Annotated in this window: 17 protein-coding genes; 1 reads left to right on the top strand and 16 read right to left on the bottom strand. The window is 53.6% G+C overall.

The window, feature by feature from the left end:
• From rpsP to smc, 7 genes are all read right to left on the bottom strand, one after another.
• Nucleotides 1-217: 30S ribosomal protein S16 (gene rpsP, locus TJ79_RS02070; protein ID WP_040948627.1), on the bottom strand; the 217-nt coding region annotated here is incomplete at its 3' end.
• 49 nt (nt 218-266) lie between these two features.
• Complete coding sequence (ffh, locus tag TJ79_RS02065) at nt 267-1,640, bottom strand: signal recognition particle protein (RefSeq protein ID WP_040948626.1); 1,374 nt, start codon at nt 1,638-1,640, stop codon at nt 267-269.
• A 21-nt stretch (nt 1,641-1,661) separates the two neighbouring features.
• Complete coding sequence (locus TJ79_RS02060) at nt 1,662-2,033, bottom strand: putative DNA-binding protein (RefSeq protein WP_238322724.1); 372 nt, start codon at nt 2,031-2,033, stop codon at nt 1,662-1,664.
• A gap of 362 nt (nt 2,034-2,395) precedes the next feature.
• Entirely contained in the window at nt 2,396-2,974 is a 579-nt protein-coding gene (gene clpP, locus TJ79_RS02055) for an ATP-dependent Clp endopeptidase proteolytic subunit ClpP (RefSeq protein ID WP_040948624.1), read from the bottom strand.
• 21 nt (nt 2,975-2,995) lie between these two features.
• On the bottom strand, nt 2,996-3,781 hold the full coding sequence (locus TJ79_RS02050) for an RNA polymerase sigma factor (protein ID WP_052339182.1): 786 nt from the start codon (nt 3,779-3,781) through the stop codon (nt 2,996-2,998).
• A 189-nt stretch (nt 3,782-3,970) separates the two neighbouring features.
• Nucleotides 3,971-4,948 (bottom strand): signal recognition particle-docking protein FtsY, encoded by a 978-nt coding sequence (gene ftsY / locus TJ79_RS02045; RefSeq protein WP_040948623.1) that lies wholly within the window; start codon nt 4,946-4,948, stop codon nt 3,971-3,973.
• Between the two features lie 51 nt (nt 4,949-4,999).
• The gene (gene smc / locus TJ79_RS02040) at nt 5,000-8,575 is read right to left on the bottom strand and encodes a chromosome segregation protein SMC (RefSeq protein ID WP_040948622.1); all 3,576 of its coding nucleotides are present in this window, start codon (nt 8,573-8,575) and stop codon (nt 5,000-5,002) included.
• A 230-nt stretch (nt 8,576-8,805) separates the two neighbouring features.
• On the opposite strand from smc, the gene TJ79_RS02035 reads away from it, so the two are divergent.
• Entirely contained in the window at nt 8,806-9,762 is a 957-nt protein-coding gene (locus TJ79_RS02035; RefSeq protein ID WP_052339181.1) for a phosphotransferase family protein, read from the top strand.
• Between the two features lie 102 nt (nt 9,763-9,864).
• Here the strand turns inward: TJ79_RS02035 and rnc are convergent, their stop codons facing one another.
• The 9 genes from rnc to rpmF all read right to left on the bottom strand — a co-directional run bounded on the left by rnc (nt 9,865) and on the right by rpmF (nt 17,388).
• A complete protein-coding gene (gene rnc / locus TJ79_RS02030; protein WP_040948621.1) occupies nt 9,865-10,563 on the bottom strand; it encodes a ribonuclease III in 699 nt (232 codons plus the stop codon).
• Nucleotides 10,564-10,566: 3 nt separating this feature from the next.
• Nucleotides 10,567-11,811 (bottom strand): beta-ketoacyl-ACP synthase II, encoded by a 1,245-nt coding sequence (fabF, locus tag TJ79_RS02025; protein ID WP_040948620.1) that lies wholly within the window; start codon nt 11,809-11,811, stop codon nt 10,567-10,569.
• Nucleotides 11,812-11,906: 95 nt separating this feature from the next.
• On the bottom strand, nt 11,907-12,140 hold the full coding sequence (gene acpP / locus TJ79_RS02020; protein WP_040948630.1) for an acyl carrier protein: 234 nt from the start codon (nt 12,138-12,140) through the stop codon (nt 11,907-11,909).
• 151 nt (nt 12,141-12,291) lie between these two features.
• Nucleotides 12,292-13,032, bottom strand: coding sequence for a 3-oxoacyl-[acyl-carrier-protein] reductase (gene fabG, locus TJ79_RS02015; RefSeq protein WP_040948619.1), 741 nt, complete (start codon nt 13,030-13,032; stop codon nt 12,292-12,294).
• 76 nt (nt 13,033-13,108) lie between these two features.
• The gene (gene fabD, locus TJ79_RS02010; RefSeq protein WP_040948618.1) at nt 13,109-14,035 is read right to left on the bottom strand and encodes an ACP S-malonyltransferase; all 927 of its coding nucleotides are present in this window, start codon (nt 14,033-14,035) and stop codon (nt 13,109-13,111) included.
• A 374-nt stretch (nt 14,036-14,409) separates the two neighbouring features.
• Nucleotides 14,410-15,396 carry a beta-ketoacyl-ACP synthase III gene (locus TJ79_RS02005; RefSeq protein WP_040948629.1) on the bottom strand — a complete coding sequence of 329 codons (987 nt, stop codon included), beginning with the start codon at nt 15,394-15,396 and terminating at the stop codon, nt 14,410-14,412.
• Nucleotides 15,396-16,394 carry a phosphate acyltransferase PlsX gene (gene plsX, locus TJ79_RS02000; protein WP_040948628.1) on the bottom strand — a complete coding sequence of 333 codons (999 nt, stop codon included), beginning with the start codon at nt 16,392-16,394 and terminating at the stop codon, nt 15,396-15,398. The genes TJ79_RS02005 and plsX overlap by 1 nt, the downstream gene beginning before the upstream one ends.
• Nucleotides 16,395-16,408: 14 nt before the next feature.
• Nucleotides 16,409-16,963 carry a transcription factor FapR gene (gene fapR, locus TJ79_RS01995; RefSeq protein ID WP_040948617.1) on the bottom strand — a complete coding sequence of 185 codons (555 nt, stop codon included), beginning with the start codon at nt 16,961-16,963 and terminating at the stop codon, nt 16,409-16,411.
• Nucleotides 16,964-17,214: 251 nt separating this feature from the next.
• Nucleotides 17,215-17,388, bottom strand: coding sequence for a 50S ribosomal protein L32 (gene rpmF, locus TJ79_RS26475; protein WP_081756651.1), 174 nt, complete (start codon nt 17,386-17,388; stop codon nt 17,215-17,217).
• Between the last annotated feature and the right edge of the window lie 5 nt (nt 17,389-17,393).

The raw sequence follows: 17,393 nt of genomic DNA, 5'->3' as shown, positions 1-17,393 counted from the left end.
AGCTGCGGACGGTATCGGAAGCTTGCGCTCCGTTTTGAAGCCATTTCAGAGCCTTTTCCTCATCGAGGGTAACGGTAGCCGGTTTGGTTAACGGGTTGTAAGTACCGATTTCTTCGATGAAGCGGCCGTCACGAGGAGAGCGGGAATCCGCAACAACTACGCGATAGAAAGGAGCTTTGTGAGCGCCCATACGTTTCAGACGAATGCGTACTGCCATTATAATTTTCACCTCCTTAAGAGACTGAATGATGATTTATCGTGTGATCTTAACCAAAAGGGAACTTGAAACCTTTGCCCAGCTTGCCGAGAGCGCCTTTCGCTCCCTTCATGCCTTTCGGCCCCATCATGCCGGAAAACTGCTTCATCATCTTGCGCATATCCTCAAACTGCTTGAGCAGACGATTGACATCCTGAACCGTCGTACCGCTTCCTGCCGCAATGCGCTTGCGCCGGCTGGCGTTGATGATTTCCGGCTGCTGCTTTTCCTTGGTGGTCATGGACTTGATGATGGCGGTAACCCGTCCCATCTGCTTGTCGTCCACTTTCATATCCTTCATGCCCTTCATCTGGTTCATGCCGGGCAGCATATCCAAGAGTTGATCCAGAGGGCCAAGCTTCTTTACCTGTTCCATCTGCTCAAGGAAATCCTCGAAGGTGAACTCGGCCTTGCGCATTTTGCGCTCCAGCTCTTTCGCCTTGTCGGCATCGATGTTGGCTTGGGCTTTCTCGATCAGGGTGAGCATGTCGCCCATGCCAAGAATCCGCGAAGCCATCCGGTCCGGAAAGAAGGGCTCCAGGGCGTCGACCTTTTCGCCCATGGCGGCGAATTTGATGGGACAGCCTGTGACGGCTTTGACGGACAAAGCCGCGCCGCCGCGGGTGTCGCCGTCGAGCTTGGTAAGCACGACCCCGGTCAATTCCATCTGTTTGTGGAAGCTTTCCGCCACGTTGACGGCATCCTGACCAGTCATGGCATCCACGACCAGCAAAATTTCATCAGGCTGCACTTCCTGACGGATATTTTTCAGCTCATCCATCAGCTGCTCGTCAATATGCAAGCGTCCGGCGGTATCGATGATCAGATAATCGTTGCCGTTATCTTTGGCATGCTGCAAGCCGGCTTTAGCGATATCCACCGGATTCGTTTTATCTCCGAGGGAAAATACCGGAACCTTGATTTGCTCACCGAGCACCTGCAATTGCTTGATAGCAGCAGGACGGTAAATATCCGCCGCCACAAGAAGTGGACGATGGTTTTGCTTCAAAAGCAGCTTGGCCAGTTTGCCGGTGGTCGTCGTTTTACCTGCGCCTTGCAAACCGACCATCATGATGACCGTAGGAGGCCGGTTCGAACGGGCCAGCTTGCTTTGAGTGCCGCCCATGAGCTCCGTCAATTCTTTATTGACGATATCGATGACCAGCATCCCGGGGGTAAAGCTTTTCATCACTTCCTGGCCGACGGCCTTTTCCTTGATCCGGGCGATCAAGTCTTTCACGACTTTAAAGTTGACGTCCGCTTCCAGCAAGGCGAGCCGCACTTCCCGAAGAGCCGTGTTCACGTCGTCCTCGGTCAGCTTTCCTTTGCTCCGCAGCTTTCCGAAAACGCCCTGCAGCCGTCCTGTCAAACTCTCAAATGCCATGTCCGCTCACCTCCCCGTCAGTTAATCATCTATGCGTTCCAAGTTATCAATCCATTGAATAATCCGTTTCAAGCTGCGCTCTATGTTACTTCCATTTGAAGCGGATGAATCCTGTGCAGTTATCAGCGCCTCTTCCCGCATTCCTTGCAGGCAGCGTGTCCGCTCTTCGAACTTGGCCAGAAGCTGCAGTTTGTTTTCATATTCGGCTAAAGTCGCCTCCGCCCGTTTGATGTGTTCATAAACCGCCTGGCGGCTGATCTCAAACTCGGCGGCAATCTCTCCCAAGGAAAGATCGTCATGAAAATAACAGGTTAAGAAGGTCTTTTGCTTCTCCGTGAGAAGCGGTCCGTAAAAATCAAAGAGCAGGTTGATCCGCGTCGTCTTCTCCAGCACATTGCTGTCAGACACCGCCTTCGCCCCCTGTCAATAAAATGACCTTTACATATGATCCTTGAACAGTTTACCCGATGCGCGGTCCCGTGTCAAGCGCGGAAGCTTGACAGTCATGTCATTTTTTCAAACGAGTAGTGTAAACGAAATCCCCCCTTCAGACAAGCTCAGCCTTCTCCATTTAAGGAGCCGAGTATTTGCCCAAAGAGGGAAATCCGAAATAACAATGGTTATGTCAAACTCGAAGGTCTGGTTCATGCGTCTGACCGCAGGTCCGCGAGGTAATAATCCAAGTCCATCTCTTTGGGTAATCAAACCTTTCTACAATTGAAAAAAAGAGAAACCCCGTAGGGTCTCTCCATTCCTTACCGTGTAATGATGCTGTCGATCAATCCATATTCCTTCGCTTCTTCCGCGTTCATGAATCGATCACGGTCGGAATCCTGCTCGAGTCTCTCCTCAGATTGCCCTGTATGATGAGCCATAATCCGGTTGATTTTCTCGCGTGTCTTCAATATCCAATCGGCATGGATACGGATGTCCGAGGCTTGCCCTCTTGCGCCGCCGAGCGGCTGATGGATCATGACCTCGCTGTTCGGCAGGGCAAAGCGTTTGCCCGCAGCGCCTCCGGCAAGCAATACAGCTCCAAAGCTGGCAGCCATGCCCAAACATATCGTGGATACCGCAGGCTTGATATACTGCATGGTATCGTAAATCGCAAACCCTGCCGTCACGGAACCGCCTGGGCTATTGATGAACATTTGAATGTCTTTATCGGGATCCTCGGCTGCCAGAAATAACAACTGGGCTACAACAACGGAAGACAAGTTGTCATCAATTTCGCTTCCAACCATCACAATCCGGTCTTTCAGCAGACGAAAGTAGATATCGTAGCTACGTTCTCCTCTGCTAGTGCTTTCCACAACATAGGGGATTAAATTCATCGATTTGAACCTGCCTTTTCTCTAAGCTGCAAGGCAATAGAGGAAAGAAGAGCGAACCAATCCAGCTTCGATACGGGATTTCCGCAAGGATGCCCGGATTTTGCCGGACTTGTTCATGACAAAGCTATAGCCAACGACTGGGTCCAAAACATCCGACTGCACCAGCCGGACAATCTGCTCGGTGTCGCCGCTGCGGATGGCCGTGAGATACGCTGTCAACTGTTCCTTTTCGATCTCATCGCTCGTTTCCCCAGAATGCAACTCGCCCTCGTTTGAATGGCGATAGGCCTCTATCGCGATGCGGGCCCGGCGCAGGGCGGCTTTAACGGAGCCCTCAGTCGCATTCAACAACTGCGCAGCTTCCGCTCCGGTATATCCGCAAATCTCCCGCAAAAGAAAGGCGCCTCTCTGTTGGGGAGACAGCAAATCAAACAAAGCTTGCAACGCTTCCTCGGCCAAAATGCCATTTAATACCTCGTCTCCGCCTTCGGAGTCATCGGCTCGGTCCGCGGCAGCCATATTGACGGTAAGTTGCCGTTCCCTTAATCTTCGCCGGCTTTCGTCCACCCATAAGTTACGGGCGATCCTCAGCAAATAGGCCTCCGGATTGGGATGAGGCACCATTCCCGTAAGGACAGGCATTCCCCGCAAACAGGTTATCTGAACCAGATCCTCTGCTTCCCATGAAGCACCGGTGAGCGTGAGACAGTACCGGTAAAGCTTAGAGCGCGTCCGCTCCAAGTCGGTTGCATCGTTTCGGTCCGGTGAAGCCTCTTCATTGATAGCGGTGAACCGCAGCGTGGTCACAGATCTGCCTCCTTTTTATTGCCTTGCTCATCTTAAAAACGAATGAGCAGGAGAAAAAGATACTCAGCCGTTTAAAATCGGTCCCTTCCATTGTAGCAAATGGAAAAGCGCTGGTAAAAGCCGGCTTAACCCTTGCCAGGTTAACGAATACAAAAAACTGCGGCATCTTTCGCCGCAGTTTCGAAATCGCTATTCTTCTCCCGCCATGCCTGCAAATAGCGCATGTACGAATTGCTCCGAATCAAACTCCTGGAGATCGTCCATCTTTTCGCCAAGACCGACGAACTTGACGGGGATGTCCAACTCCTGTCGGATGGCAATGACGATGCCGCCCTTGGCCGTCCCGTCCAACTTGGTCAGCACCAGGCCCGTGACGCCGGTTTTTTCGCCGAACAGTTTAGCTTGGCTGAGAGCGTTCTGGCCAGTGGTCGAATCCAGGACCAGCAGCACTTCATGGGGAGCGTCGGGAACCTCCCGCTTGATCACACGGTAGATTTTATTCAGCTCTTCCATGAGATTGGCTTTGTTCTGTAAACGTCCAGCCGTATCGCAGAGCAAAATATCAGCACCACGCGTCTTGGCCGCTTGCAAAGCGTCAAACATTACTGCTGCCGGATCGGAACCCGCCTGCTGCTTGATCACATCCACGCCTACCCGCTGGCCCCAAACCTCCAACTGCTCGATGGCACCTGCCCGGAAGGTATCTCCGGCTGCCAGCAGAACGTGTTTACCTTCGCTTTTGAACCGGTGCGCCAGCTTGCCGATGGTCGTCGTTTTGCCGACGCCGTTTACACCGACGAAAAGGATGACGGTTAGTCCGGATGGCGCCATCTTCAAACCCGCTACATCGTTCGAGCGCAAGAGCGCCACCAGCTTTTCCGAAAGAATCGGTTTCAAGTCCACCGCTTCTTCGATCTTCCGTTTGCGCACTTCATCGCGCAGCTCGTCGATCAGCTCCATCACCGTATTTACGCCTACGTCGGCGCCGATCAAGATTTCTTCCAGCTCCTCGTAAAATTCCTCGTCGATCTTTTTCCGCCGAAAAATCAAATCCTCCACCCGTTCCACAAAAGCGTTGCGGGTTTTGGACAGGCCTTCCTTAAACTTGTTTGTAACCGATTCGGTTTTGCCGGCGATGCTATCCTTCAGCTTCTTGAAAAAGCTCATGCCGATGCCTCTCTTTCTCTATTCGATATTGTCCCCAGACCCGAAAACCGATCAGGCTGAGACAACGGCTTCCTCTTCCTCCAGGCGGACGGAAACCAGCTTGGACACGCCGCCCTCTTCCATCGTGACCCCGTACAGTACATCGGCTTCTTCCATCGTACCTTTCCGGTGCGTGACAACGATGAATTGGGTGACGCCGGAGAATTCCCGCAAATACTCGGCAAAACGGGATACGTTAGCTTCATCCAGAGCCGCCTCTACCTCGTCCAGTACACAGAAGGGCACAGGCTTAATCCGCAATATAGCGAAAAGCAAGGCGATAGCTGTCAGCGCACGTTCGCCACCGGACAACAACTGCAAGTTCTGCAGCTTCTTCCCGGGTGGCTGAGCGACGATTTCGATGCCGGTATCCAGCGCATTGGCCGGATCGGACAAAATCAGATCAGCTCGTCCGCCGCCGAAAAGCTTGGCGAAGACGACGACAAACTGGGAACGGATCGCATCAAAGGTGGTGCGGAAGCGTTTGGACATCTCCTCGTCCATTTCCCGGATCACCTGGTACAGCGTAGCTTTGGCTTCCGTGAGATCTGCCTTCTGACCATCGAGGAAAGTATAGCGCTCGCTGATTCGCTCGTATTCTTCAATGGCGCCCAGATTGACCTCTCCCAATGCGGTGATGGACCGCCGCAAATCCCTTACTTCCGCTTGTACGGCTGAAATATCATCCGGTACTGGGTAACGCGCCTTAGCCAGCTCGAAGCTAAGCTCGTACTCCTCCGACAGCTTCTTCAGCAGGTTGTCCAACTCCACGTCCATCCGGTTCGCCTGAACCTCGGTTTTGTGGGTTTCCTCCTCCACCTGCTTCAGATCGTTCCGCTGCTCCCGGGTCTCGTTCTCTTCCGCTTCCAAACGAGCGAGCCATTCAGCCCGCTCAGCACGCTTGAATTCGTTCTGCTCTGTATATTCCTGCTGCTTGATCCGCAGATTGTTGAGCTGTTCGACCTGACGGAGAACGTCGAGATCGTTGGTTTCCTTTTCCCGCTCCAATTGTCGCAGTTGGCGGTTGTTCTTTTCCATCTCCGCATGGAGATGGTCGTAGTCGGATTGAAACCGCGCCAACTGCTCGGCGGTGGACATCTTCTCCTGGGCGGCGGAAGCGGTCTTCACCTTCAAGTCCGTGAGTTGGGTCTGCAGTTCTTCCTTCTCCGATTCGCTCGCTTTGCGGGCAAGCTCCGCAGCGCGTATCGCCTGCTGCAGGTCTTGCTCCTGAGTCGTCAGCTTTGCCAGCGCCGTACGTAAAGCCGCTTGCTTACGGGCATAATCCGTAATCTCCTGCTCTAATGAATCCCGATCCTGGGAGGAAACCGAAAGAGTGTCCTCCGCCATTTTCGTTTCCTTCTCGAGCGGACCCAGTTCGGCTGCATATTGCTGCTCCTCCACCCGCTTCTCTTCGCCAAGCAGGCGCAACTGCTCCAGCCGTTCTCCATGAACGGCAAGTTCGGCGCGCAGCTTTTCCGAACGGCTCTTAAGCTCGGCAATGGTCTTGCGGGTCTCGGCAATATCTTTTTCCAACTCATCGATTTGCCGCTGTCTGCCGAGCAGGCTGGCGGTTTTCTTGTGCTGGCTGCCCCCTGTCATCGAGCCGCCGGGGTTGACAATGTCGCCTTCCAGCGTGACAACCCGGTATCGGTATTGGCATCGGGCTGCGATGCGGTTGGCGTCCTCCAGCGTTTTGGAGATGATGACGTGACCCAACAGGCTGTACACGATTTGCCGGTACGCTTCCTCAAAGCCGACCAATTCGGCGGCAACGCCGACGAAGCCGTCCTGGCCGCGTATGGTCCTGAGCTCATTTTCGGCAATATTTCGGCCACGGATAACGTCCAATGGCAGAAAAGTCGCCCGGCCCAACTGCCGCTGCTTGAGAAAAGCGATGGCCGCTCGGCCATCGGCTTCTGAGTCGACGACGATGTTCTGCAAGGCTGCGCCAAGGGCCGTCTCCACAGCCAGTTCAACATCCGCCGGTACCTTCACCAACTCGGCGACGGCGCCGTGGATGCCCCGGAGGGTTCCCGGACGGTTCTTCGCCTTTAACACTTCCTTGACGCCATGCTGGAAGCCGTCGTAGTCGTTCTGCATCTCCTGCATCGTCTCCTGCCGGGAAACGAGGGAGTCCATGCGCTGCTCCCATTTGCGTAGCGTTTGGCCGGCTTCCTCAGCAGCTGCCTGCTTCTCCCGTACAGCACGGGACAAGCCGGCATATTCGTCGCGGATATGCTCGACTTCGGCCGCGGCGGCAGCGCGCTTCTCCGTCAACTCTTCATAGCGTTTGGCCAGATCCTTCATCCGGTCCGACCATTTATCCTGCTCTTCGTCCAGCCGTTCCGAGCGTTTGGTGAGCTGCTCGATCTGCTGTTCGGCATAGCGAATGTCGTTGCGCGTTTGCGCCATTTCATTGAGAGTGTCGAGCAGTTGGCCCTTCAGCTTCTCTTCGGCCTCGCTGCTTGTCCCGCCGGCAACACCCAAAAGACGGATCTCTTCTGCCCGCAGCGCCTCTTCATACTCCGCCAGCCGTTCGGTTACCGCCGCGAGCTTTTCCCGGTAAGATGTGAGTTCCACTTCCTGCTCAGATAACCGCTGAGCTTGTCCGCTAACGGCCAGCTCCAACTGGCTGCGGTTGGCTGTAAGGTTGCGGCTGCGCTCCTTCAGCACCTCGCCCTGCCCTTCGCACTTCTCCGCATCTTCACTAACCTGCAGAAGCAGGCTGTGCAAACGCTCCAAATCCTCATCCAGACGGCGGGTTTCCCAGCGGTGCTTTTCCAAGGCAGCATCATGACGACCGACGATAGCGGAGAGCTCCAACTGCCTGCTTTTCAGCTCTTTGAGCCGCTGGTCGGCTTGACTCCATTGGCTGTGCAGTTGTTCGATCTGATAGACATAAAGGGAGATTTCACTCTGTTTGAGATTCTCCCGCAGTTCTTTGTAACGAATCGCTTTTTCCGATTGTTCTTTGAGCGGTTCCAGCTGATCTTCCAGCTCCGACACCAAGTCGTGAATACGCAGCAGGTTCTGCTCGGTTTCCGCGAGACGTTTCTCCGCTTCTTTTTTCCTTGATTTGTATTTCACGATGCCAGAAGCTTCCTCAAAAATACCCCGGCGATCCTCAGACTTGGTGCTTAAAATCTCCTCAATCCGGCCTTGGCCGATAATCGAGTAAGCTTCCTTGCCGATACCCGTATCCATAAATAGCTCGGTAATATCCTTGAGGCGGCACGGCTGTTTGTTGATCAGATATTCGCTGTCGCCGCTGCGGTGTACCCGCCTGGTGACCGTTACTTCATTGAAATCAAGGGACAATGCCTGATCCGAATTGTCCAGGGTCAGGGACACTTCCCCGTAATTCACCGCTTTGCGGGCATCACTGCCGGCGAAGATGACATCTTCCATCTTGCCACCGCGCAGCGATTTGGCGCTAGTCTCCCCCAGCACCCAGCGGATGCCGTCGGAGATGTTGCTCTTCCCGCTGCCGTTGGGGCCAACCACCGCCGTAATGCCTTGAACGAATTCCAGCTCCGTTTTATCGGCGAATGATTTGAATCCCGCAAGCTCCAAACGCTTTAAAAACATGCTCTCACCTCAGTGAAAATTCCATGCCATCTATTGTACCACAGACTTCCTAAAAAAGTGACGTGCATATTGGCCTAACCCTAAACGATGAGGCATTGTCTTTTAGGGGCGCGGCAAGTAAAATTATGGGTATTGATAGCGAATGTTGAACGGGTCCGGTTCGTTTGCAAATCTGCCTCGCTTCCGCTTTCGATATGTCGATTTGTCGCTAATGAGGAGGATTCCCGTAAATGGAAAGCGCTACAAAATTCAGTTGGACGAAGGAACAGCTTCAGCAAGCCGTTCAACAAGCTACGAAACAGGATATGACAGAAGCCCAAGAGCTCAGTGATGGATGGGCAAACTCCGCTTATATCATTCGGTTAAAAAACGGGCAGCAGGTTGTTTTGAAATCAGCTCCTGCGGACGAAACCCATTTGATGGGGTATGAGAAAACCGATATGCTGCGGACCGAGGTGGAAGCGCTGCGTCTCTTTTCCCGTAGCGGCACCGTTCCCGTTCCCCAAGTGATTGCCGATGACAACTCCAAGTCCATCGTGTCTACGCATTATTACATCATGGAATTTCTCGAAGGGGCTCCCTACAACAAGATAAAAGAAAATCTGGCTACGGAGGAGCGGGATACCATCAACCGCAAGCTGGGCGAAATCAGCCGCCAGATCAACGATGTCCAGAACGATCGCTTCGGCTTTTTTTGGGATACGGTATCCACGGATTGGCAGTCGACCTTCACCCGCATGATTGACAGCGTTCTAGCCGATGGGGCGGCAGCCGGTATCTCCTTGCCTACAGACTATACTCGTATCACAGCAGAAATCCGTGCCCGGCTTGATGCTCTTCAAGAGGTGAAAACGCCATGCCTGGTCCACTGGGACTTGTGGGACGGCAACGCCTTTGTCCATGAAGGGCGCATCACCGGAATCATCGATTTCGAGCGGGCGTTTTGGGGCGATCCGCTGATGGAATTTTATTTTGGCCGGATGGGACGATCCGAAGAGTTCCTCGATGGTTACGGCAAGACCGCTTTGACAGAGAACGAGCGAATCCGAAGAGGACTCTACGATCTGTATCTGGACTTGATTTTACGAATTGAATGCCATTACCGGGCTTATACGAATCAAGGGCATATCAATTGGACAGAAGAAAATTTGCAATATGGCTGGAACCAATTTCTCAGCATCCGGTAACGAAATTCGCCGACCGCCAGACGGTGAAGTGCGCAAAAAAAGGGGCCTTCCGCATGCCTTACTCAGGTTGCGGAAGGTCCCTTTCCTATGTTTTCGAGCTGATTAATTCGGATTTACATTTAGCTTAGACAGCGCCTCTTGGGCTGCATGCTGCTCCGCTTCCTTCTTGGAACGGCCTGAGCCGGCGCCAAGAAGCGTGCCGTCCATATAAACCTCGGAGACGAATTCTTTTTCGTGCGCAGGTCCCCGTTCCTCAGCGATTCGGTACTCCAGCACGCCGGGACCAAATTGCTGGGTATGCTCCTGCAGCCTCGTTTTATAATCCGTGACGACTGCCTTCCCATCCCCATCAATATGCGGAAAAAGGTGTTGATCCAAAAAGTCGCGCACCGCTTGCAGTCCTTGATCCAGGTACAGCGCTCCGATAAACGATTCAAAAACATCGGCCAGAAGCGCCGGTCTGGTTCTGCCGCCTGTCTGCTCCTCGCCTTTGCCCAAGAGCACGAAACTACCGAAATCCAGCCTCTCGGCGAAACCGACAAGAGAGGGCTCGCAAACGATGGACGCCCTAAGCTTGGTCATTTCTCCTTCCGAACGATCCGGATATTTGCGGAACAAATAGTCGGAAACGGTCAGTTCCAACACTGCGTCTCCCAGAAATTCCAAACGTTCGTTATCCCGGCTTGCGGAATTACGGTTTTCGTTGACATAGGAGGAGTGAGTGAACGCTTGCCGGAGAATGACCTGATCCTGAAACGGTATCCCGAGCAGCGTCTGAAGTTGCGTCAGATCCCGCTTCATGGCTTATGCCTCGTATCTTTTCAAAATGATGGTCGCGTTATGTCCGCCGAAACCGAAGGAGTTGGACATGGCCACTTTCACATCCGCTTTACGGGCGGTATGAGGGACATAATCCAAATCGCAAGCCGTATCGGGGTTGTCCAAGTTAATGGTAGGCGGAATCACGCCATCCTTGATGGAGAGTCCGCAAATAACTGCTTCCACGCCTCCGGCTGCACCGAGCAGATGGCCGGTCATGGACTTGGTGGAACTGACCGCTACATTCTTCGCGCTATCGCCAAAAACGCTCTTAATGGCATCGGTCTCAGCAAGATCGCCAGCGCCTGTGGAGGTACCGTGGGCGTTGATGTAATCCACATTCTCCGGAACCATGCCTGCATCCTTCAACGCCCGTTTCATACAGCGGGCTGCGCCTTCGCCGCCTGGCGCCGGATCGGTCATATGATGGGCATCGGAGCTCATGCCATAGCCAGCGACTTCCGCGTAAATGCGGGCGCCACGCGCCTCAGCATGCTCCAAAGATTCCAGAATAAGAATGCCGGCGCCTTCACCCATGACGAAGCCATCCCGGTCTTGATCAAAAGGCCGGCTCGCTTTTTCCGGCTCCTCATTGCGCGTCGACATCGCCCGCAAGGCACAAAAACCGCCGACGCCCATAGGCGTGATCGTTGCCTCAGCACCGCCGCAGATCATCACATCGGCTTCGCCGCGCTGAATCAGCTTGTAGGAATCCCCGATGGAGTTGGTGCCGGTAGCACAAGCGGTAACGGTAGTACTGCTGGGGCCCTTCGCCCCGGTCAGCATGGACACTTGTCCTGAGCCCATATTGGCAATCATCATCGGGATGAAAAAGGGACTGATCCGTTTCGGTCCTTTTTCCACCAAGATGTTGTGCTGCTCTTCCCAAGTGGAAAGACCGCCTATCCCTGAGCCGATATAGACACCTACCCGTTCGGGGTCCGTGTCCTCTTTTACATTAAGATTGGCGTCTTTCAAAGCGTTCAAGCTGGCAACCGCTGCAAACTGGACAAAACGGTCCATACGGCGGAGTTCTTTCTTATCGAAATAATCCTCCGGATTGAAATCCTTTATAGAAGCGGCAATTTTCGTCGGATACTCGCTCACATCAAAAGCCTCGATTTGTGAAACGCCAGATTTGCCTGCAAGCAGGTTGCTCCAGAAGGTTTCCAGATCGCGGCCTAGGGACGTGACTACCGACATGCCGGTAACAACGACTCGCTGTGCCATGCACTCACCTCATTATAAACGACATTATAGGGGGCGCCAGGATCGGCGGTAAGGAGAAGAAGTCCCGTCAAGATGCAACGGGACTCGAGGACTTCTTACGTATGAGATTGTATGTAATTGACTACTTCTCCCACGGTCGTAATCTTCTCAGCATCCTCATCGGATATTTCCATATCAAATTCATCTTCCAATTCCATGACCAGTTCCACTACATCTAAGGAATCAGCACCCAAGTCATCCTTGAAAGACGCTTCCAGGGAGATTTCTGACTCTTCCACCCCGAGGCGGTCGATGACGATGCGCTTCACACGTTCCAAAACGTCGGACATCCGGTTCACCTCCTCCATGGTATTATACGAAAATTGCGGGAAAATTACCATAGCGTCCGAAAAGGCTTGCAACAGCCCGAACAAAAGGATTTACACCGCTGAAAATGATGCATCGATGTTGTCGCCTTCGTGAAGACGAGAATCGATTTTATCACATATACATGCCGCCGTCGATATGAATCGTTTGTCCGGTCATGTACCCGGCGTCCTCGCTTGCCAGGAAGGTTACCGCTTTCGCGATATCCTCCGGCGAGCCGAATCGGCCGAGAGGGATTTGGGCCATCATCTGGGTCTTCGCTTCTTCCGGCAGCTTGTCCGTCATATCCGTGACAATGAAGCCGGGGGCTACCGCGTTGACGGTGATCCCGCGGGAAGCCAGTTCCCTTGCCGCCGATTTGGTCAAACCGATGACGCCCGCTTTGGCGGCCACATAGTTAGCTTGGCCAGGGTTGCCTAGGGAGCCGACAACCGAAGAAATGTTGATAATCCGGCCGGAGCGCTGTTTCATCATCGGACGAGTCACCGCTTTCAAGCAGTTGAATACGCCTTTCAGATTCGTAGCGATGACTTGATCGAATTCTTCCTCTTTCATCCGCATGATCAGATTGTCCCGAGTAATCCCGGCATTGTTTACCAGAATGTCGACTTTGCCGAACTGCTCCAGCGTTTGTTTGACCATGTCCTCCACTTGCGCGGCATCGGCCACATCTGCCTTGATCACCGCCGCCTTAGAGCCCAAAGCTTCTACGCGGGCGGCAGTCTCTTTCGCTGCGTCAACACTGCCGGAATAATTGACCACAACGTCGGCGCCTGCCTCTGCTAATGCTATGGCGATGGCACGGCCGATTCCCCGGGATGCGCCGGTAACGATTGCTGTTTTTCCCTTCAGCATCATGTATCCTCCTCAAATCAACCGTATAGGAGAGAACCTTTTCCCTCCTCGTTCAAAGAAACGCAAGCTGCGCAACTTACAAGGAAAAGCTTTGGATCGCTTCCATGCTGTTGATGGTAAACGTGCGGACATTGCGGTCGATCTTCTTAATGAGGCCGGACAGCACGCTGCCGGAGCCGATCTCGATGAAAGTGTCGACGCCTTCTTGAATCAGGCGAAGGATCGTATCCTCCCAAAGCACCGGTGAGTACACTTGCTCTTCCAGCAGCCGCCGGATGTCGTTCGAATCGGTAACCGGCTCTGCCGTTACGTTGGCGATAACGGGAACTTGCGCGGTCGCCATCGGCAGTACGGACAAGTTGTCCCGCAACCGGCCTGCGGCAGGCTGCATCAAAGAGGAGTGAAACGGGCCGCTTACTTCCAAGGGAATCACCCGCTTGGCGCCAGCTTCTTTCCCGCGCTCAACGGCGGCTTGAATTCCTTCCCGGCTGCCGGAAATGACAATTTGGCCGGGGCAGTTGATGTTGGCAAGCTCAACGAGCCCTACATGACTGGACAAATCGACGCAAAAATCAGCCAATACTTGCCGGTCGGCTCCCAGCACCGCCGCCATGCCGCCTTGTCCCCGCGGAACGGCTTGCTCCATATATTCGCCGCGTGCCCGAACGGTTCGCACGGCATCCTCAAAATCCAGCACACCGGCGGCTACAAGAGCGGAATACTCGCCCAAGCTGTGGCCGGCAACAAAATCAGGCTGAACGCCCTTTTCCCGAAAAGCCTCCAACAAGGCGATACTTGCGGTTAACAGCGCAGGCTGGGTATTGTACGTGATTTTCAATTCGTCATCTGGCCCGTCGAAAATGAGTTCGGACAATGCGAAACCGACAGCGGCGTCGGCGCGATGAAAAATATCGGCAGATTTGGTGGAGGATTCATAGGCATCCTTTGCCATTCCCACCGCCTGGGCTCCTTGACCCGGAAATACGAAAGCAATTTTCCCCATGGATACATCTCTCCCGGATATAAGTTGAGAGCTGGATATTGACTGTCGTTATACTGGAACTGTGGATAATTTGAACTTACGACCACACATTGTTTCGGATTTCATGAATTTTCTGCTGTTATCTAGCGGCAGAACTGCGGATCATTTGAACTTCCAGTCGCTGTTGTTTTCGGATTCCTTGATTTGATCAACAATATTAAGGATGAAATCCGAAAACAAAGGCGAACGCTGACGCTCTTCCAGTTCAAATGTCCTCCGTTCCTTGCTCTTCAGCAGAAAGAAAAATCCGAAACACTATCGCTCCTTCAGATCAAATTTCATTCGTTCCTTTTTATCGACTGTCAAAAATCATCGTTCAACTTCTAAAATTTCGTTTACAGAACCAGTACGCTGGCTCCCCAAGTGAGACCGGCGCCGAAGCCAACCATCACCGTTGTGTCGCCTTCCTTCAAACGTCCGGTTTCCACCGCTTCCGCCAGTGCCATCGGAATGGAAGCCGCTCCTACGTTGCCGTAGCGGTCGAGGTTGATGATACACTTCTCCTCCGGCAGATGAAGCCGGTTCAAAGCCGCTTGAATGATACGAATGTTAGCCTGATGAGGGATGAGCAAATCGATGTCCTCTTTGCCAAGCCCCGCTTTACGCAGTGCTTCTTCGGCGGAGCTGCCCATGATCCGCACGGCGAATTTGAATACCTCGGAGCCCGCCATATAGAGATAATGCAGCTTCTGCTCCACACTGACCGCGGAAGAAGGACAACGGGAACCGCCGCCCTGCAGCTTGAGCAGTTCTCCACCGCTGCCGTCTGCACCCAAATCGAAGGATTTGAACCCCCGGCCTTCCGGTACCGCTCCGATGACGACCGCTCCCGCTCCGTCCCCGAACAGTACGCAGGTGTTGCGGTCCGTGTAATCAGTTATTTTGGAAAGTACCTCAACGCCGACGATAAGAGCGTATTTATAAGTGCCTACTGCAATAAAGTTGGCCGCATTAGCCAAGCCGTAAATGAATCCGGTGCAAGCAGCGGACAGATCGTAAGCAGCCGACTTTTTGGCCCCCAGCTTCTCCTGAAGGAGACAAGCCGTAGAGGGAAACGACATGTCCGGTGTGATCGTCGCCACGATGATCAAGTCCAAATCCTCGGCCCGGATTCCCGCATTCTTCAGCGCCTGCTCAGCCGCCGGAAGCGAAAGATCGGAAGCCGCCTGCTCAGGAGCGGCAATGCGCCTTTCACTCATTCCGGTACGGGTACGGATCCACTCGTCGTTGGTATCCACCATTCTTTCCAAGTCCTGATTGGTCAAAACCTTGTCGGGCACATATCTGCCCGTGCCCAAAACGCCGACAGGCGTAAGCTCCATCATTTATCTTCCTTCCTTCCGCCGAGCTCCGCTGAAATGGATTCGACTAGCCTGTGATTTAGAGCGATCCGCGCTTGGCGAACCGTATTCTTAATGGATTTGGCATCGGAAGAACCGTGGCTCTTCAGCACAAGTCCATGGATGCCGAGCAGCGGCGCCCCGCCGTGCTCCGTATGATCCAGCTTTTTCTTAAACTCCTTCAATCCCGGCGCCAATACTGCGGCAGCCAGTTTTCTCATGAAGGACTTCTTAAACTCCTCTTTCAGAACGAAAAAAATAGAGCTTGCCGACCCTTCCAACGTTTTCAGCAGAATATTTCCTGCGAATCCGTCGCATACGAGCACATCGCAAGCGCCGTTCAGCACGTCCCGGGCTTCGACGTTGCCGACGAAGTGGATCGGGGCTTCCTTCAAAAGCGGAAACGCCGCCTTGGTCAAGGCATTGCCTTTCGAATCTTCGGTTCCGACGTTAAGCAGTCCGACCCGCGGAGTTGCGATACCGTCTACCTTGTTGCGGAAAATGCTGCCCATTACCGCATACTGCAGCAGATTTTCTGGGTCGGCGTCCATATTGGCTCCGAGATCAAGAGCCAGCGTCCCCTGGCCGTCCATGGTTGGGAGTACCGTGGCAAGGCCCGGTCTGGCAATGCCCGGAATCCGACCTACGACCAACAGTCCCGTTGCCAGTAAAGCGCCGGTGCTGCCGGCGGAGATCATCGCATCCGCTTCCCCGTCCTTGACGAGCCGACCGGCTACGACCATGGAAGCATCCTTTTTCCGCTTGACGGCCCGTACCGGCTCATCGTCCATGGCGATGACATCTGCCGCGTGATGGATCGTCAGATTATCCGGTTTATCCGGGATAAGCTGCTTAATCCGCTCTTCATTTCCTACCAAAATAATCTGCGTATCGGGCCATTCCCGTGCCGCCTGCAGGGCGCCTTCCGCCACAGCATCCGGCGCATGGTCGCCGCCCATCGCATCGATTGCGATCCGCATATCCTTCAACCCTTTCACTCTCGGTTCCTGGAGTGGTAAATCAGAAAGTTGCCCTCGAAGACGAGTTCTTCCCCCACATAGGTGAGCACCTGTACTTTGGCGCTGCCCCTGGAAATTCTCCCGACGTACGCTTTGGCGACGCATTTTTCCCGCAGGCGGATCGATCTGATAAAACGGATATCGGCGGATGCCGTTAGCGCAATTTCGTCATTGATAACCGCCACCGCCAACGAGTTGGCTTGAGCAAAGATATGATGCCCCCGGGCAATGCCGGTACGAGAAAAAACGTGCTCTTCCAAAATTTCAAAAATTGAAATACCGCTTTTGTCCAACTGCAAGTCGATCACTTCACCGATGACTTCATTCATAGGAAGGGAACGGACCTGATCGTAAGAGCGCTCCGCCATGGCTTTAAGCCGCTCCCGCAGCTCCGGAATCCCCAATTCCAAACGGTCCAGCCGGATCGTCTGGATGCTCACGGCGAAGCGTTTCGCCAGATCCTCATCGGTGACAAAAGGATTTTCTGCGATAGCCTGTTCCAGCTGTTGCTGGCGCTGCCGCTTTGGCATTCGTTCGATGCCCGCCACCCGCTTTCCATCGGTTCAAGTCTATTGCCCGGTGGCGGTTTCCGGCACGACAACTGCATTCACGTCCGCTTACCCCTAAATTTATCACCAGGTACTAAATGCAGTATATAGAAAAACGGCCAAAAAGGGAAGGGCTTCGGGAGATCAACCCGTTTCAAAGTATCCCCATTACGGCTGAAAAAAAGAAGCGGCGCCTTCGCCATGGGTGAAGGGCCGCTTCGATTTTGCTTATGTTATTGCTTGATGATTTCTCTGCCTTTGTACGTTCCGCATACTTTACATACGCGGTGACCCAGCTTCAATTCCCCGCATTGCTCGCATTTTACCATGCCGGGCACAACCAGTTTGAAGTGAGTGCGGCGCTTGTCACGACGCGTTTTCGAAGTTCTCCTTTGAGGTACTGCCATTCTTC

The organism is Gorillibacterium massiliense (genome assembly GCF_000455485.1).
Classification (GTDB): domain Bacteria; phylum Bacillota; class Bacilli; order Paenibacillales; family NBRC-103111; genus Gorillibacterium; species Gorillibacterium massiliense.
Note: the sequence above shows the minus strand (reverse complement) of the source record. Positions and strands in the feature narration are given on the sequence as shown.

What these genes read in the sequence shown, in the direction of transcription:
- rpmF (WP_081756651.1), bottom strand. Translation starts at nt 17,388, where the DNA reads ATGGCAGTACCTCAAAGGAGAACTTCGAAAACGCGTCGTGACAAGCGC.
- fabD (WP_040948618.1), bottom strand. Translation starts at nt 14,035, where the DNA reads ATGGGGAAAATTGCTTTCGTATTTCCGGGTCAAGGAGCCCAGGCGGTG.
- TJ79_RS02035 (WP_052339181.1), top strand. Translation starts at nt 8,806, where the DNA reads ATGGAAAGCGCTACAAAATTCAGTTGGACGAAGGAACAGCTTCAGCAA.
- ffh (WP_040948626.1), bottom strand. Translation starts at nt 1,640, where the DNA reads ATGGCATTTGAGAGTTTGACAGGACGGCTGCAGGGCGTTTTCGGAAAG.
- acpP (WP_040948630.1), bottom strand. Translation starts at nt 12,140, where the DNA reads ATGTCCGACGTTTTGGAACGTGTGAAGCGCATCGTCATCGACCGCCTC.
- ftsY (WP_040948623.1), bottom strand. Translation starts at nt 4,948, where the DNA reads ATGAGCTTTTTCAAGAAGCTGAAGGATAGCATCGCCGGCAAAACCGAA.
- TJ79_RS02005 (WP_040948629.1), bottom strand. Translation starts at nt 15,396, where the DNA reads ATGGAGCTTACGCCTGTCGGCGTTTTGGGCACGGGCAGATATGTGCCC.
- fabG (WP_040948619.1), bottom strand. Translation starts at nt 13,032, where the DNA reads ATGCTGAAGGGAAAAACAGCAATCGTTACCGGCGCATCCCGGGGAATC.
- smc (WP_040948622.1), bottom strand. Translation starts at nt 8,575, where the DNA reads ATGTTTTTAAAGCGTTTGGAGCTTGCGGGATTCAAATCATTCGCCGAT.
- fapR (WP_040948617.1), bottom strand. Translation starts at nt 16,963, where the DNA reads ATGCCAAAGCGGCAGCGCCAGCAACAGCTGGAACAGGCTATCGCAGAA.
- fabF (WP_040948620.1), bottom strand. Translation starts at nt 11,811, where the DNA reads ATGGCACAGCGAGTCGTTGTTACCGGCATGTCGGTAGTCACGTCCCTA.
- plsX (WP_040948628.1), bottom strand. Translation starts at nt 16,394, where the DNA reads ATGCGGATCGCAATCGATGCGATGGGCGGCGACCATGCGCCGGATGCT.
- clpP (WP_040948624.1), bottom strand. Translation starts at nt 2,974, where the DNA reads ATGAATTTAATCCCCTATGTTGTGGAAAGCACTAGCAGAGGAGAACGT.
- rnc (WP_040948621.1), bottom strand. Translation starts at nt 10,563, where the DNA reads ATGAAGCGGGATCTGACGCAACTTCAGACGCTGCTCGGGATACCGTTT.